Annotated in this window: 13 protein-coding genes; 11 read left to right on the top strand and 2 right to left on the bottom strand. The window is 65.4% G+C overall.

All coding sequences use genetic code 11. The features are described 5' to 3' along the window. Nucleotides 1–50: 50 nt before the first annotated feature. The 11 genes from VMV82_10655 to VMV82_10605 all read left to right on the top strand — a co-directional run bounded on the left by VMV82_10655 (nucleotide 51) and on the right by VMV82_10605 (nucleotide 11,873). The gene (locus VMV82_10655; GenBank protein HUY42017.1) at nucleotides 51–659 is read left to right on the top strand and encodes an ATP-dependent Clp protease proteolytic subunit; all 609 of its coding nucleotides are present in this window, start codon (nucleotides 51–53) and stop codon (nucleotides 657–659) included. A 24-nt stretch (nucleotides 660–683) separates the two neighbouring features. After that, complete coding sequence (gene clpX / locus VMV82_10650; protein ID HUY42016.1) at nucleotides 684–1,943, top strand: ATP-dependent Clp protease ATP-binding subunit ClpX; 1,260 nt, start codon at nucleotides 684–686, stop codon at nucleotides 1,941–1,943. Nucleotides 1,944–2,016: 73 nt separating this feature from the next. Next, complete coding sequence (locus tag VMV82_10645; protein HUY42015.1) at nucleotides 2,017–4,626, top strand: valine--tRNA ligase; 2,610 nt, start codon at nucleotides 2,017–2,019, stop codon at nucleotides 4,624–4,626. Beyond that, nucleotides 4,623–5,162, top strand: a complete 540-nt coding sequence (gene pyrR / locus VMV82_10640; GenBank protein HUY42014.1) for a bifunctional pyr operon transcriptional regulator/uracil phosphoribosyltransferase PyrR — start codon at nucleotides 4,623–4,625, stop codon at nucleotides 5,160–5,162. Before VMV82_10645 ends, pyrR begins: the two co-directional genes overlap by 4 nt. A gap of 4 nt (nucleotides 5,163–5,166) precedes the next feature. Beyond that, nucleotides 5,167–6,048 (top strand): aspartate carbamoyltransferase catalytic subunit, encoded by an 882-nt coding sequence (locus tag VMV82_10635; GenBank protein ID HUY42013.1) that lies wholly within the window; start codon nucleotides 5,167–5,169, stop codon nucleotides 6,046–6,048. Nucleotides 6,049–6,055: 7 nt separating this feature from the next. Further along, complete coding sequence (locus VMV82_10630) at nucleotides 6,056–7,252, top strand: dihydroorotase (protein HUY42012.1); 1,197 nt, start codon at nucleotides 6,056–6,058, stop codon at nucleotides 7,250–7,252. Continuing rightward, nucleotides 7,245–8,351, top strand: a complete 1,107-nt coding sequence (carA, locus tag VMV82_10625; protein HUY42011.1) for a glutamine-hydrolyzing carbamoyl-phosphate synthase small subunit — start codon at nucleotides 7,245–7,247, stop codon at nucleotides 8,349–8,351. Before VMV82_10630 ends, carA begins: the two co-directional genes overlap by 8 nt. After that, nucleotides 8,284–9,189: a hypothetical protein gene (locus VMV82_10620; protein HUY42010.1), complete on the top strand. Its 906-nt coding sequence runs from the start codon at nucleotides 8,284–8,286 to the stop codon at nucleotides 9,187–9,189. The genes carA and VMV82_10620 overlap by 68 nt, the downstream gene beginning before the upstream one ends. Next, nucleotides 9,186–10,112 (top strand): MoxR family ATPase, encoded by a 927-nt coding sequence (locus VMV82_10615; GenBank protein HUY42009.1) that lies wholly within the window; start codon nucleotides 9,186–9,188, stop codon nucleotides 10,110–10,112. Before VMV82_10620 ends, VMV82_10615 begins: the two co-directional genes overlap by 4 nt. Continuing rightward, the gene (locus tag VMV82_10610; protein HUY42008.1) at nucleotides 10,109–10,948 is read left to right on the top strand and encodes a DUF58 domain-containing protein; all 840 of its coding nucleotides are present in this window, start codon (nucleotides 10,109–10,111) and stop codon (nucleotides 10,946–10,948) included. The genes VMV82_10615 and VMV82_10610 overlap by 4 nt, the downstream gene beginning before the upstream one ends. A gap of 7 nt (nucleotides 10,949–10,955) precedes the next feature. Continuing rightward, the gene (locus VMV82_10605; GenBank protein HUY42007.1) at nucleotides 10,956–11,873 is read left to right on the top strand and encodes a VWA domain-containing protein; all 918 of its coding nucleotides are present in this window, start codon (nucleotides 10,956–10,958) and stop codon (nucleotides 11,871–11,873) included. Nucleotides 11,874–11,898: 25 nt separating this feature from the next. Here VMV82_10605 and VMV82_10600 read toward each other — a convergent pair whose 3' ends face one another. Beyond that, nucleotides 11,899–12,903, bottom strand: coding sequence for an AI-2E family transporter (locus VMV82_10600; GenBank protein HUY42006.1), 1,005 nt, complete (start codon nucleotides 12,901–12,903; stop codon nucleotides 11,899–11,901). Further along, entirely contained in the window at nucleotides 12,900–15,353 is a 2,454-nt protein-coding gene (locus tag VMV82_10595) for a cation-translocating P-type ATPase (GenBank protein HUY42005.1), read from the bottom strand. Before VMV82_10595 ends, VMV82_10600 begins: the two co-directional genes overlap by 4 nt. Nucleotides 15,354–15,368: the final 15 nt, after the last annotated feature.

Below are 15,368 nucleotides of genomic sequence, written 5' to 3'. Positions count from 1 at the left end.
ACCCGGCAGGCGTATCGTCCGATAGAGCTTTTGGGGAGTATAGAAATCGCATGGGTCACCTGGTACCGATGGTCGTGGAGCAGACCGCTCGCGGTGAGCGCGCGTATGATATCTATTCGCGGCTGCTCAAGGACCGCATCATCTTCGTCGGGGGACCGCTCGACGATCATCTGTCGAGCCTGGTGATCGCGCAGTTGCTCTTTCTCGAAAAAGAAGACCCGGACAAAGACATCGACATGTACATCAACTCGCCGGGCGGCAGCGTCACCGCGGGTTTGGCGATCTTCGATGCCATGCGCTTCATCAAGCCCGACGTCGCGACGATTTGCATGGGCATGGCGGCCTCGATGGGATCGGTGCTCCTTACCGGCGGTCAGCGGGGCAAGCGCTATGCGCTTCCTCACTCGAAGATCCTCATTCATCAGCCCTGGGTCTCGCAGATCGGGGGACAAGCAACCGATGTGGAGATCGCGGCACGCGACCTCGTCGCGACGCGCCAGACGATCGCCAAAATCTACGAGTCGACCACCGGCAAGTCTCTGGACCAGATCCTGCGGGATATCGATCGCGACTACTACATGGCCGCGGACGAGGCCAAGACGTACGGGATAATCGACACTATCATCGAAAGTCGTGGGACACTGCCCAAACCGGCGTAGGCCGGCGGCGACGCGGGGGAGCAAATGTTTCGTTTCGGAGAAGACAAGGGTCAACTGAAGTGCAGCTTCTGCGGCAAATCGCAGGAGCAGGTGCGCAAGTTGATCGCCGGCCCGGGCGTGTACATCTGCGACGAATGTATCGAGCTCTGCAATGAGATCATCGAGGAAGAGCTCTACAAGAATGCCGACGAGAATCTCCGCCTTCGGAACATTCCGAAGCCCAAAGAGATCAACCACATTCTCAACCAATACGTAATCGGCCAGGATCGCGCGAAGAAGTCGCTGGCGGTTGCGGTGTACAACCACTACAAGCGCATCAATGCTGGCTCGACTGCGGACGATGTCGAGCTGCAGAAGTCGAACATTCTGCTCGTCGGACCGACCGGCTCGGGCAAGACATATCTGGCACAGACGCTCGCGAAGATCCTCGACGTGCCCCTTGCGATGGCCGACGCGACGTCCCTGACGGAAGCGGGGTACGTCGGCGAAGACGTCGAGAACATTCTGCTAAAGCTGATCCAAGCCGCGGACTATGACGTCAAGCGCGCCGAGAAAGGCATCGTCTACATCGACGAGATCGACAAAATCGCGCGCAAGAGTGAGAATCCGTCGATCACACGTGACGTCTCGGGTGAAGGCGTGCAGCAGGCGCTCCTCAAGATATTGGAAGGCACCACGGCAAACGTACCGCCGCAGGGCGGCCGCAAGCACCCGCACCAAGAGTTCATCCAAATCGACACGACCAACGTGCTCTTCATCTGCGGTGGTGCGTTCGACGGACTCGATCGCATTATCGAGGGGCGGGTTGCCGCCAACAACATGGGCTTCCGCGCACGGCAGGAAGGCAAGCGCGAGACGCGCGTCGGCAAGCTCCTTCAGCAGCTCATGCCCGAGGATCTTCTGCGCTACGGACTCATACCGGAGTTTATCGGCAGACTGCCAATCGTCGTAACGCTCGACGCGCTCGACGATCTCGCCCTACGCCGCATCCTGACGGAGCCGCGTAACGCCCTCGTCCGCCAGTTCCAAAAGATCATGAACATGGACGGCGTTGACTTGCAGTTCACGAAGGACGCGCTCGTCGCGATCGCCGCGAAGGCGCAGGGCCGCAAGACCGGCGCTCGCGGGCTTCGTTCGATTCTCGAAGAGGTGATGCTGGAAGTGATGTATGATCTGCCGTCGCTCGTCGGCGTGAAGAAATGCGTCGTCAACAAGGACGTCATCGAGAAGAAGGAGACGCCGACGCTCATCTATCAGGAGCAGCAAAAGAAGGAACCCGCGTAGCCGCGATCTCGCGCTGCTAGCGAACGGCCCTCCCCAGGGTCGCGTCTGTCTTGCGATGAACCGTAGGCGCGCAGTGAGCGCGTCGAATGCCAAGCCGTCGCGAACGACCCCGTACGACCCGAAAGCCGTCGAGGCACGGCTCTACGAGCGCTGGGAACAGCGCGGCTACTTTCACGAAGAAGCCGACCCGGCGCGCCCGCCATTTATCATCTGCATGCCGCCTCCGAACGTCACGGCACGCGCACACATCGGCCACGGCTCGACGTACACGCCGATGGACGCGCTCGTACGCTACCGCCGCATGTGCGGCGACAATGCCGACTGGCTTCCAGGTACGGATCACGCAGCGATCGCTACCGAAGCCGTGCTCGTGCGCGAGCTGGCACGCGAAGGGACGACGCGCGAGAATCTCGGACGCGAGAAGTACCTCGAGCGCGCGTGGGCGTGGGCGCGAGGGTGCGCCGGAGCGATCGAGCGTCAGTTTCGCGCACTTGGCTTCGGTCCGGATTGGGCGCGTTCGCGGTTCACAATGGACGAGGGGCTCTCAGTCGCCGTGCGGCGCGTCTTCGTCACGCTCTATCGCGACGGGTTGCTCTACCGCGGCAAACGACTCGTCAACTGGGATCCGGTCGCAAAGACGACGATCTCGGATGCCGAGGTGGAGCACGAAGAGCGCGACGCAACGTTGTGGCACGTGACGTATCCGGCGGCCGACGGTCCGGGAGGCATCACGGTCGCGACGACGCGCCCGGAGACGATGCTCGGCGACGTCGCGATCGCCGTGCACCCGGAGGACGCGCGCTATCGGGCGTGGATCGGTGCGAGCGTACTCGTTCCGCCGCTGCTCGTACGAAAAATCCCCGTCGTTGCCGATGCCGCAGTCGATCCGGCGTTCGGCAGCGGCGCGGTGAAGGTGACGCCTGGACACGACGTGACGGATTTCGAAATCGGCGAACGGCACGGCTTGCCGGTGCTCTCGATCATGGACTTGGAAGGTCGTATCACCGCAGCCGACGTCGACGTGGGCGCGTATGTGGGCCTCGATCGGACGCAGGCCCGCGCCCGCATCAGTGCCGACCTTCGTGAGGCGGGGCTCGTCGTAAAGGAAGAACCGTATCGCCACGCTATCGCCGTCTCAGAACGTACGGGAGCGGTTATCGAGCCACTCTTGCTCGAGCAATGGTTCGTGAAGGCGAAACCGCTTGCGAGGCCCGCGCTCGATGCGTATCGCGACGGGCGGGTCCGCTTCGTACCGGAACGCTATGGCCGCACGTACGAACAGTGGCTGGAGAACATCCGCGACTGGAACGTCTCGCGGCAAGTCTGGTGGGGTCATCAGCTCCCGGTGTGGTACACGCCCGACGGAGCGACGATCGTCGCCGAGTCCGAAGACGAAGCGCTTGCGCAGGCGCAGGAGCGGTATGGCACGCGTGAGCTGACGCGCGATCCCGATACGCTCGACACGTGGTTCTCGAGCGCTTTGTGGCCATTCTCGATTCTCGGCTGGCCGGAGAAGACGCTCGAGCTCGAGTGCTGGTATCCGTCGCAGACGCTCGTCACCGGTGGCGAGATCATCTTCCTCTGGGTCGCCCGCATGGTGATGCTCGGGCTCTACGTGATGGGTAAGGCACCGTTTCGCGACGTCTTCGTGACGCCGCTGGTCTTCGACGCGCAAGGGCGAAAGATGTCGAAATCGCTCGGCAACGCGATCGATCCGATGGAGCTGGTCGAGAAGTACGGGGCCGACGCGTTTCGCATGGGCGTCCTGCGCCAGCTGCGTGTCGAGGCGCAAGAAGTACGTTTCCAGGAGTCGCGATGCGAGGAGGCGCGTAACTTCAACAACAAGATTTGGAACGCCACGCGGTACGTGCTCTCGCTTCCGGAACGGCTTCCGAACGCGCTGACTCTACCCAAAATCGCCGCACTGACCCTTGCCGATCGTTGGATCCTCACGCGCCTGCACGACACGATTCTCGAGGTCGGCAGCTTGCTTGACGGCTACGACATCGGGAACGCCGCCGAGCGCATCTGGCATTTCATCTGGTATGAGTTCTGCGATTGGTATGTCGAGGCGACGAAGCTCGAAGAAGCAGGTGAGACGCGCGCCGCGGTTCTGACCTTCGTTTTGAACAATGCGATGCGTTTGCTGCACCCGCTCGCACCGTTTATCACCGAAGAGGTCTGGCTCGCCCTGCCTCACGATGGCGACACGATCATGACCGCAGCCTGGCCCGACCCGCTCGAGGTCCCAGTCGACCGAGAGGCTGCGGGCCGGATGGAGGCGCTGCGCGACGAGATCGTCCGCCTACGCAACGAACGCGCGAAAATAAGCGTCCCGCCCGGGGAAGTACTGGGAGCGAGGGGCGCCCCGGTGGGGATCGGCTCGTACGAGCGCGAGCTCTACGCGCGGCTAGCCGGGGTGCGCATCGAAGCCGGTGCCGCGGTGAGCGGGCGCGTCGAGATCGAGGCACCTGCGGGGCTCGTGCGCGAGCGCTACGAGAAGGAGCGGGCGCGCCTGCGCGCGGAGGTCGAGCGCGGCGAGAAGAAGCTTGGCAACGCGCAGTTCGTCGCACACGCGAAGGCCGACGTGGTGCAAAAGGAGCGAGAAAAATTGGAGCGATACCGCAGCGAGCTCGAGGACGTCGAGCGTGCGATGTCCGATATGTCTGAGAGCACGCCGTGAACGTCACAGAGCCGCGCAGGGTGCTCGTTGGAGCGCCGGAGATCGAGCGCACCATCTCCCGGCTCGCACGGCAAATCGCCGAGCCCGAAGAATCCCAAAGCGGGGTCGTCCTCCTGGGTGTGCGGCGAGGCGGAGAAGCGCTAGCCACGAGAATCGCAGCCGAGATCACGCGCGCGACGGGGCGTGCCCCCGCTCTCGGGTTCCTGAACATCAACCTGTACCGCGACGACCGCATCGTGCACGAGCTTCCCGAGTCGCAGATCCCCGTCGACATCGAGGGGCGCGTCGTGATCGTCGTCGACGACGTGCTGTACACCGGACGAACGATTCGCTCGGCGCTCGACGCCGTTACGGACCTCGGGCGCCCGGCAGCGATCCGTCTCTGTGTGCTCGTCGATCGTGGCCTGCGCGAACTGCCGATCCAACCCGATTACGTCGGACGGGTCATCGCGAGCGCGCGCACCGAGCGCGTCGACGTGCGGCTCGCTGCCGAGGCTTGCGCCGATGACGAGGTCACCGTTGCGGACGCGACGTAGCCTATTGGACCTCGACGACCTTGCGGCCGAGGAGTTCCACGAGATCTTCGCGCGCACCACGGCGTTCGAGCGCGGGAATATCGAGAAGCGCCTGCACGGCATTGCCTGCGTCAATCTTTTCTTCGAGCCGAGCACGCGCACGTTCACGTCTTTCAATCTGGCCGAGCTGCGCCTCGGCGCGGACGTCGTGAATCTGACGCCGCATGACTTGAGCTATTTGACCAAGGGCGAAAGCATCGAGGACACGATGCTCACGCTCGCGGCGATGGGCGTCGGCGTCATGGTCGTTCGTCATCCGGAAGACGGGTTTCCGGCAAAACTCGCGATGCAGTTCGACGGCCACGTGATCAATGCCGGTGACGGCACGCACGCGCACCCAACGCAGGCGTTGCTCGATCTGTATACGATGCTCGAGGAGTTTCACTCGTTGCGCGGACGAACGGTCGTCATCGTCGGCGACGTGCTGCACAGCCGCGTCGCGCACTCGCTGATTGCCGGCCTGCGCCGTCTCGAGGCGCAAACGATCCTTGTCGGACCCGAGGCCTTCGCGCCCGCGGAGTACGGGCGAGACGGCGTGCGCGTCGAACGGGACCTCGACGCGGTTCTCCCCCTCGCGGATGTCGTGCTCTTGCTGCGTATCCAACACGAGCGATTTACGTCGATGCCGATCTCGGACGAAGAGTACGTCGCGCGATACCGGCTCGACGCCGCACGTCTCGGCCGATTGCACGAGGCTGCAATCGTCATGCATCCGGGACCCTACAATCGCGGCGTGGAGCTCGACGAGAGCGTCTTGCGATTTCGCGGCTGGCGTTATTCGCAGCAGGTAATGCACGGCGTCGGGGTGCGAATGGCCGTGCTCGATCTCCTCGTGACCGGAACGTAGCCGCCGCGTGGTGATTCACGGCGGGCGCGTGGTCGATCCGGTGCAAGGAATCGACGCGCTTCGCGACGTGCGCACGAGCGACGTGGTCGTGGAGATCGGCGAGCACTTGCAGGCGGGCGACGGCGAAGCGGTGCTCGATGCGACCGGCACGATCGTTGCGCCGGGATTCATCGACATGCACGTCCACCTGCGGGAGCCCGGCAATCCCGAGAAAGAGACGCTCGAGAGTGGAACGGAAGCCGCGGTCCGCGGTGGTTTTACCGCGGTCGCGTGCATGCCGAATACCGTGCCCGCGTTGGACGACGCGAGCGTGCTTACGAATCTGCTCGCCGATGTCGCGGGGCGTGCGCGCTGCCGCGTGTATGCAATCGCCGCGCTCACGCGCGGGCGAGGGGGGGAAGAGCCGAGCGATTACGCTGCCCTAGCTCGAGCGGGTGCCGTCGCGTTCTCCGACGACGGCGACAGCGTCGCCGATGCACGGGTCTTGTACGGTGCGGCGGTCCGGGGCGCGGACGTCGGCGCCGTCTTCATCTCGCATTGTGAGGACGCCGCGCGCAAGACGTTCGACGCGCAGCTTGCCGAAAGCGCGATCGTCGCGCGCGATCTCCTGATCGCCTCCGCCACCGGCAAGGCATGGCACGTCGCGCACCTCTCGCTGAACGCTTCGGTGGAGCTCCTGCGCCTCGCGCGTTCCGCGGGAGCGAACGCCACCGCAGAGGTCACGCCGCACCACCTGTCGTGCACGCAGGAAGCTGCGCGCGAGCTCGGACCGGTGGGTGCCGTGAACCCGCCACTGCGATCGGAGCGCGACGCGCGAGCGTTGCGCGATGCCGTGCGCGACGGAACGATCGACGTGTTTGCGAGCGACCACGCGCCCCATACGCGAGAGCAGAAGCGCGCGGGAGCCCCGGGCTTCAGCGGCCTAGAAATCGCGATCGGGGCGTACGCCGCAGCGATTCCCGATCTATCTGTGCAGCGGTTCGTCTCGCTGCTGTCCTCGCATCCGGCACACGTGCTGGGCGTCCCGGGCGGAACGCTGCGCCCCGGCAGTCCGGCCGATCTCACCCTCTTTGCCGATCGGGAATGGCGGGTGGATTCGACGCGTTTTGCCTCGCTCGGCCGGGCGACGCCGTTCGACGGGGCCGTGCTCCCACGCAAAGCCGTTGCGACGATCGTGGGCGGCGAGGTGCGATATCGTGCCTAGGAGTCCTAGAGCCTCGCTCTTTCTTTTAGATGGAAGCCGTTTCGATGGCCAGGGTCTCGCGTATGAAGGCTTGGCGTTCGGCGAAGCTGTCTTCTACACGGGCATGACCGGCTATGAAGAGGCGCTCACCGACCCGTCGTACGCCGGACAGATTCTCACCTTTACCTATCCGATGATTGGAAACTACGGGATATCAGGGGAAGCCGCGCAGTATCCCCGCGCGTGCGTCGCCGGCGCCGTCATCAAGCGGATCGCGCGCCATCCATCGCACCACATGGCGCGCGGAACGCTCCCGTCGTGGCTCGATGACGAGCGCATCCCGACGCTCGTGGACGCCGATACGCGTGCCATCACGATCGCGTTGCGCGAGCACGGCACGATCTGGGCGGCGCTGGCGGTGGGCGACGAGGCGCTCGATAGCGCGGAAGCCGCACTGGCGCGGTTTGCACGCGATGCCACGACGCGCGATCTCGTCCCGAGCGTTGCTACGCCCGTGCAGCGCACCGAAGGTGTACCGAACGGTCCTCGCGTGACGCTCATCGACTGTGGGGTTAAGCGCGCTGTGTTGCGCGAGCTCGAAGCGCTCGGAGCCGAAGTGAGCGTCGTCCCGTACGACGCCGGAGAAGAATTGATCCTCGCAAACGATCCGGCTGCGATCTTCATCTCGCCGGGTCCAGGCGATCCGACCGATCTGTCGCAGACGATCGACACGCTACGCGCTCTCGTGGGCCGCAAGCCGCTTTTCGGCATCTGTCTCGGTCATCAGCTGCTCGCGCTTGCGTGCGGCGCGACGACCTACAAGCTGCCGTATGGACATCGCGGAGGAAATCAGCCCGTCAAGGACACGATTGCCGGCGAGGTGCTCATCACGGCGCACAATCACGGCTACGCGGTCGACGCGCAGACGCTGCCCGAGAGCCTCGAGGCGACGATGACAAACCTCAACGATGCCACGAACGAAGGGTTTCGCCACCGCCATCTTCCTGTTGCGGCCGTGCAGTTTCACCCCGAGGCGTCGCCCGGCCCGTCGGATGCGCGGCGAATATTCGCGCGCTGGTTCCACGACGCCGGAATACCACTCGTGGAGAAGGCGCATTAGCGGCGCCGCGATCGGACGAACGGCGAGTGCCGCGGTCCTTGCGGCCGTCGCGGCACTTGCGCCGGCAGCGGCGCAGAGTCTGCAGCGCGTCACGGTCACATCGTTCACCCTCACGAGCGACGTTCAGGCACCGCGCGTCGGCGTCCCCTTTCACATCATCGTGACGCTGCGCCTTCGGGAGCGTGTAAACGACGTACGCGATCTCCAGCTGCCGCTGCTCGCAGAACTTGAGCTGCTCGGCGACACGCGCAGCGTCACGGCAGCGCGCAACGGCACGCTGTACCGCGAGATCGTCACGGTTGCCGGCCACCAGGCGGGTGCCGTCACGATACCTCCTGCGACCTACGATGCCGTCGATGCGCGCGACGGCAGGGCAAAACAGTACGCGACCAACGCGCTCGCATTGCGCGTCATGGGCCCCGTCGTACGCAGGCGCGAGTGGGTAGTTCTGGCTTGGGTGCTCGTCTCGTTGGGCGTCGCGGCGATCGTGCTCGGTACTGCGCTGGCCGCGCTCGCGCACCGCTCCAAGGCGGTCGCGCCGCAGCCCGCTGCGCAAGCGGAGCTGCCGCAGCTGCCGGCGTCGCTGGGCGAAGCCCTGACGTTGCTGGAAAGAGATCCAGGGCGAATGGGGGCTTTCCGGGCGCGCGAGGTCGTACGGCGCATGGTCGACGCGCGTGACGGCGAAACGCTGACCGACGTGATGGATCGTGCGAGGCATCGACGTCCGGAGCTGCTGGAGATTCTTCCCGCGCTAGAACGCGCCACGTTCACCCACGACGGTGATCTGCCTGCTGCGGTCGCGCGCGCGCGCGATGCTCTTGCGCGGGCTGCGCGATGAACGGCAGACGCCCCAGCGACATCATCGATGCGCTCCATCAGACGATCGTCGGCCAGACGGCCGTCGTGGAGGCGCTGTTGCTCGGGCTACTCGCCGATGGCCACGTACTTCTCGAGGGTCCGCCGGGGCTCGCGAAGACGCTCGCGTGCCGATCGCTCGCGACGGCACTCGAGGGCGAGTTTCGGCGCGTGCAGTTCACGCCCGACCTGTTGCCGAGCGATATCGTCGGTACGCGCGTCTTCGACCAGCGCGAGAGCCGCTTCACGACGATGCTGGGTCCGATCTTCGCGAACGTCGTTCTCGCCGACGAGATCAACCGCGCGCCGGCCAAAGTGCAGTCGGCGCTGCTCGAGGGGATGCAGGAGCGGCAAGTTACGATTGGGCTGCAGAGTTTTCCCTTACCCGACCCGTTCATCGTGATGGCAACGATGAACCCGTTCGATACCGACGGGACGTACCAATTGCCGCTCGCCCAGATGGATCGCTTCTTGCTCCGCGCTGCCGTCTCGTATCCGAGCCGGGACGAAGAGCTGACGATTCTCGAGCGCTTCGCCGTCGAGAACACGCAACCGGTTCAGGCCGTGGCGGCAATGCCCGACGTGCTCGCGTGGCGCAGCGAGGCTCGCTCCGTCCACTTGGAGCAGAAGCTGAAGCGCTACATCGTCGACCTGGTCGCCGTGACCCGCGAGCCGCACGAGCTGATCGATCATGGAGCGTCGCCGCGCGCGACGCTCGCGATTGCGAATCTGGCACGCGCGAAAGCGCTGCTCGCCGGGCGTGATTATGCGATCCCCGACGACGTCCGCGCGGTCGCACCGCTCGCCCTGCATCATCGCATCGACTTCAGCTATCGTCTTGCAACGCAGGGCGCACGCGCGGAGGTGGTGATCCAAGCGCTGATCGCCGGAGTGCCTACGCCGTGATCGCGCGCTCGTCGCCTGCCGAGGCGATCCGGCGCGCGCTCTTGAACGGCAAACGGCGGCCGCGCATGCCGGGCGGCTCGCCGACGAGCCGCCGCGGCGACGGATACGAGTTCGTGGAGCTGCGCGAGTACGTAGCCGGTGACGACGTTCGCCGCATCGATTGGGCGGCGAGCGCGAGAACGGGCGAGTTGCAGACGCGGGTTATCCTCGAGGACGTTGCGCTGAGCCTTGCAGCGATCCTCGACGACTCGCCGTCGATGCAAGTGGGGCGGAACCGGGCACTCGTGGATGCCGGACGAGAGTCCGTGCGTACGTGGTACGATGCCGCCGCACCGGACGATCGCTGCGTGCGCATCGTCGGAGAGGTGATGCATCCCGCGGGACCGCAGCGCGGTGCCGCTTCGGCGGCCGCGGCCATGCGTGCGTCGGGGCCGTTCGACTTGGCGCAGAGTCTGCACGTCGCGCGCACAGCGTTGCGGCCGGGCGCTGCGCTTCTCGCCGTGTCGGATTGGTTCGATCTGGCGGATGACGCCGACGGATTGCTGCACGCTCTCGGACGGCGCTGCGACTGCACGATGCTCGTCGCGCGCGATCCCTGGTTTGACGGATTGCCGCTTTCCGGCATCGTGCGCTTGCGGGGAGCCGAGGGCGGCGTTCTGCGCGGGTTCATCGGCGCGCCGGAGCGAGCGCGTTTTGCCGCGGCGGTTCGGGAGCGTGAAGGCGCGTTACTCGAGCGCTTCGCAGGCGCCGGATGGCGCACGGGATTGCTGCACGAAGGCGACGGCGTTGCCTCGCTCGCGGCAGCATTCGGCGTAGGTTTCGCGAAAACGGGATGAGGCGCTCGTGACGTTCGCCCATCCGCTACGCTTTGCCGTTGCGCTCGCCGTCGTCGCGGTGCTGGCAATTCTTTACGGCGTACTGTCACACCGCAAGAGCGCGCAGGACCTGGCGTACTCGAGCCTGGCATTCTTCGCAGCCGGCGTCAAACCGCGGCTCTGGCTGCCGAGATTACTTCAGGCCGGCTGGGTCGTCGGGCTGGTTGCGCTCGCCGCTGCGCTGGGCGGCCCCCGCGTGATCGCGCCCGTCCCGGTGCGTGACGGGGCGGTCTTCATCTGCATCGATACCTCAGGTTCGATGGCCGCGCAGGACGTCGCGCCGACGCGTGCTGCGGCAGCGCTCGCGGCCGCCCGCGCCTTCATCGACGAATCGCCGCGCGGTACGCGGATCGGAGTGATCTCCTTTTCGAGCGGCGCGTCGCTGATTCAACCGCTGTCGGCAGATCACGCGCAGTTAAAGGCGTCGCTTGCGGCGGTTCCACCGCCGAACGGTGCGACGGCAATCGGAGACGCACTCCGGCTCGCGGCGAGCGCGCTTCCTGCGACGGGGCACCGCCTCGTCGTTCTCGTGACCGACGGCGTGAACAACACGGGCGTCGATCCGCAACAGGTCGCCGACTGGTTCGGCACGCAGCACATCGCCATCTACACGATCGGCATCGGAACATCCAATGGTGGCCTCATTCCCGGGAGTAGTGACGTCGCAACGATCGACGAAGGGGCGCTGCAGTCCTACGCACAAGTCAGCGGCGGCGCGTACGCCCGCGCTGAGAACGCGACGCAGCTGCGTAACGCGCTCGCGCGCCTTGGGCGCATCACTGCCCTCGAGGGGAAACGGGTCGATGCGACGCCGAGCTTCACGATCGCCGGCGTACTGCTCCTCATTGCGACCCTTCTCGCAGGCCTCGGTATCGGCAGGCTCTAGTAGGGGCAGACGATCGAGCGAGCGATCAGAGACGATCGGGCGCGTCTATGCTGGGAGTCCACAGCCGGCGCACGAGCACGAGGGCGACCGCCACGAGCGGGGCGGCGAGCATGATCCCGACGACACCCGCGCCGATTCCCAAGACGACTTGTGCGAGGAGCGTGAGGATCGGCGGCAGCTTGACGACCTGCCGCTCGACTACCGGCGAGATGATGAAGTCGTCCATGACGTGCACGAGGACGTACATGGCGGCCACTTGCAAAGCAGCGGCGGGACTCGCAACGAGCGCGAGGATGACCGCCGGCGCCGCGGCGACGAAAGCGCCGACGTTCGGCACGAAGGCGAGCATGCCGGCAAGGAAGCCGAGTGAGGCGGCTAACGGAACGTGCAAAAACGAGAGCCCAACCGTAACGAGGATTCCGGTTACGGCCATGGTGAGGAGCCGGGCGACGAGCCAGATGCGCAGCGTCCTGGCGGTTTCGGCGAGGACGGCGCGCAGACGCTCGCGATAGACGTTGGGAAAGAGTCGTACGAAACCGCGTCCGTAGAGCTCAGGTTCGAGCGCGCCCGCTATTCCCACGAAGATTACGATGAATACTGCCGCGACCGTGGCAAGCGCTCCCGAAATGATGCCCGTCGCTCCGGTCAGCAAATGGGCCGTGTCCGGCAGAACTCCGGAAAGGGCTGGGAGGTTTGCGGCGATCCACGAGCCGATCACCGTCTGTCTGAACTCGCCGGCGATGGTTCGTAACGCCGCAGGCAGCGTAGCGCGCAGCTGATCCAGCTGTTGCGCTGCAGCGTTGCCGAGAACGGCGAAGGAGAGCCCGAGCACGAGCGCAATGCCGAGCACCGCGAGCCAAACGCTCATGATCGTGGGGATCCTCAAGACCCGCGCGATTGCGTCGGCGATGGACCGAACGAGCAGCGCGAGCAACCCGCCTGCGAACACCAGCAAGAGTGTGTCGTGAAGGAACCAAATCGCCACGCCGAGGCATGCCGCCAAGACAACGAGCGCCGTTTGAGGCTTCACGTGGTGCCCGAGCCCTCCGCGCGCTTGAACGGCTCAAACCAAAGCGTGCAGAGTGCCGCGACCCCGAGCGATTCGAGGAAGTGCACCGGCGTCGGGGCTGCGACGCGGAAAGCGGCGGCGACCGGCGGAACGTACAACATGATGAGCATCATCACCACCGATCCGCCGAGAATCGGAAGCAATACAGGGTTGTTCTTCACGGGCTGCTTCCACACTGGTAGGTGCGTCGAGCGCTCCGTGAGCACGAGCAGCATCTGTCCGAAGAGCATCGTGGCCAGCGCCATTCCACGCGCGACATCGACGCCGTATCCGTGATGCAGATCGAAGAAGTAGACCGCGAGGCAGCCCACCGTGAGCGCGCACCCGAGCAACACCGGCCGAAGCCAGTCGCGTTGCCGGAGAAACCCTGCATGCGGGTCGCGTGGCGGCTCGGACATCAGCTCTGCGCGATCGCCGGCGTCGTTCTCGTAGACGAGCGCTGAGGTCGGGTGCACGATAAGCTCGAGCCATACGAGATGAATCGGCAGCAGCAAGAGTGGCGCACCGAAGAGCGGAATGACCACGGCCGATATGATCAATGGCGCGTGAAATGCGTTCAGATACCGGAAGGCGCGGCGTAGATTGCGGAAGATGCGCCGGCCTCCGGCGATCGCCGCAACGATGGTGGAGAAATCGTCGTCGAGCAGTATGAGATCGGCGGCTCCGCGAGCCACCTCCGTTCCGCGTTCACCCATTGCCACGCCGATGTCTGCTTCGCGGAGTGCAAGTGCGTCGTTCGTGCCGTCGCCCGTCATAGCAACGACGTCGCCACGTGCGTGGAACGCCTTCACGATGCGAAGTTTCTGCTCGGGCAAGATGCGCGCGAAGATGCGGGTTTGCGCGAGCGCTGCGACGAGCCCGTCGTCGGACATGTCGTCGAGCTGGGCGCCGGTTAGCGTCGATCCGGTGCGTAAGCCTAGCCCGCGTCCCGTCGCCTCCGCCGTGTCTGGGTGATCGCCGGTGATCATCACGACGGTGATGCCTGCGCGATCGCATGCCGCGATCGCCGCGGGGACTCCTTCGCGCACCGGGTCGCTCAGGGCCAGCAGTCCGAAGAACTGCAAATGCGATTCGTCGTCAGCGCGGCTTCGCCCGGCGGCGTCTCTGGACGCGCCCGCAACTGCAAGCACGCGCATCCCATCGCGGGCGAATCTCGCGTTTGCCTGTGCCACCTCGTCGCGCTGTTCGCGCGCGATATCGCAGAGGTCGAGAACATATTCGACGCCGCCCTTGGTCGCAACGCGAAGACCGGATTGAACGCTCCAAAGCTGGGTGACGCGGCGGTGCGATGGATCGAAAGGATAGCGCGTGACGAGACGGTCGGCACGTATGTCGACACGTCGGTCGCGCGCGAAGCGGAGCACGGCAATGTCGAGCGGGTCGAAGGGGTCGGGATCGCAGGCGAGCGTGGCGGCGAGAAGCAGCGAGGATGCGTCGACGCCCTGAGGCGTCCACGTTTCGGTCACCTCGAGCGTCCCGTACGTCAGGGTTCCCGTCTTGTCCACGCAAATTACGCTCGCGGAGCCGAGGGTCTCCACGCTCGCGAGCCGCCGCACGAGTGCGTGCTGCCGCGCGAGCCGCCACGCGCCCAGCGCGAGGTACAGCGTATAGACCATTGGAAGCTCTTCTGGAATCGCCGCCATCGCGAGGCTCACGCCGGCAATCAGGGCTGCGGGCCACAGCGAGCCTCGCCCGTGTTCGACGAAGATGACGACGGCGCAGAGCACGAGTACGGCAGCGCCCATTTGCCAAACCAGGCGGCGAATGACGCGCTCGATCGGCGTTGGGCCGACGTGCATTTGCGACATGAGCTTGCCGATGCGCCCGTACCTCGTTCGCGTACCCGTTTGCGTGACCAGCACGTCGCCGCGGCCACTGCGCAAGGCGGTTCCGGCGTAGACGCTCGCCGCAGGCGGTTCCTTCATCGTGGGATGCGATTCACCGGTGAGCGTCGACTCGTCAACCACCAGAACGCTCCCGTCGACGAGCGTTCCGTCCGCGACGAAGACGTCGCCTTCGCGAACGAGCATCACGTCGCCGGGTACGATCTCGCGTGCATCGATAATCTGCTCTTTGGCGCCGCGTATAACGCGCGCCCGAGGCGATGCGAGCCGCTTGAGCTCGGCCAACGCGCGCTCGGACCGCCGCTCGAGTACCGCAGTCACCAAGAAGATCGGCACGAGCGCGAACAGAGCGACCATTGCATCGAACCGATCCCCGAGGAAGAGGTAGGTGCCACCCGCAACGAGCAAGAGCACGACCATCGGATCCATGAAGAATCGAGCGACCCAAAGAAATCCCACCCGGTGCGATTCCGGCACGAGGACGTTCGGCCCGAATCGCGCAAGCCGCTCGCGAGCCTCTTGGTCCGACAGTGCGGCGTATGGCGTCCTTTCGGCGACGGCGCTCATGCAGGCCCAGTATTC

This window comes from Candidatus Dormiibacterota bacterium, from assembly GCA_035532035.1.
Taxonomy (GTDB): Bacteria; Vulcanimicrobiota; Vulcanimicrobiia; order Vulcanimicrobiales; family Vulcanimicrobiaceae; genus Tyrphobacter.
This window is presented reverse-complemented; position numbering and strand designations above follow the sequence as displayed.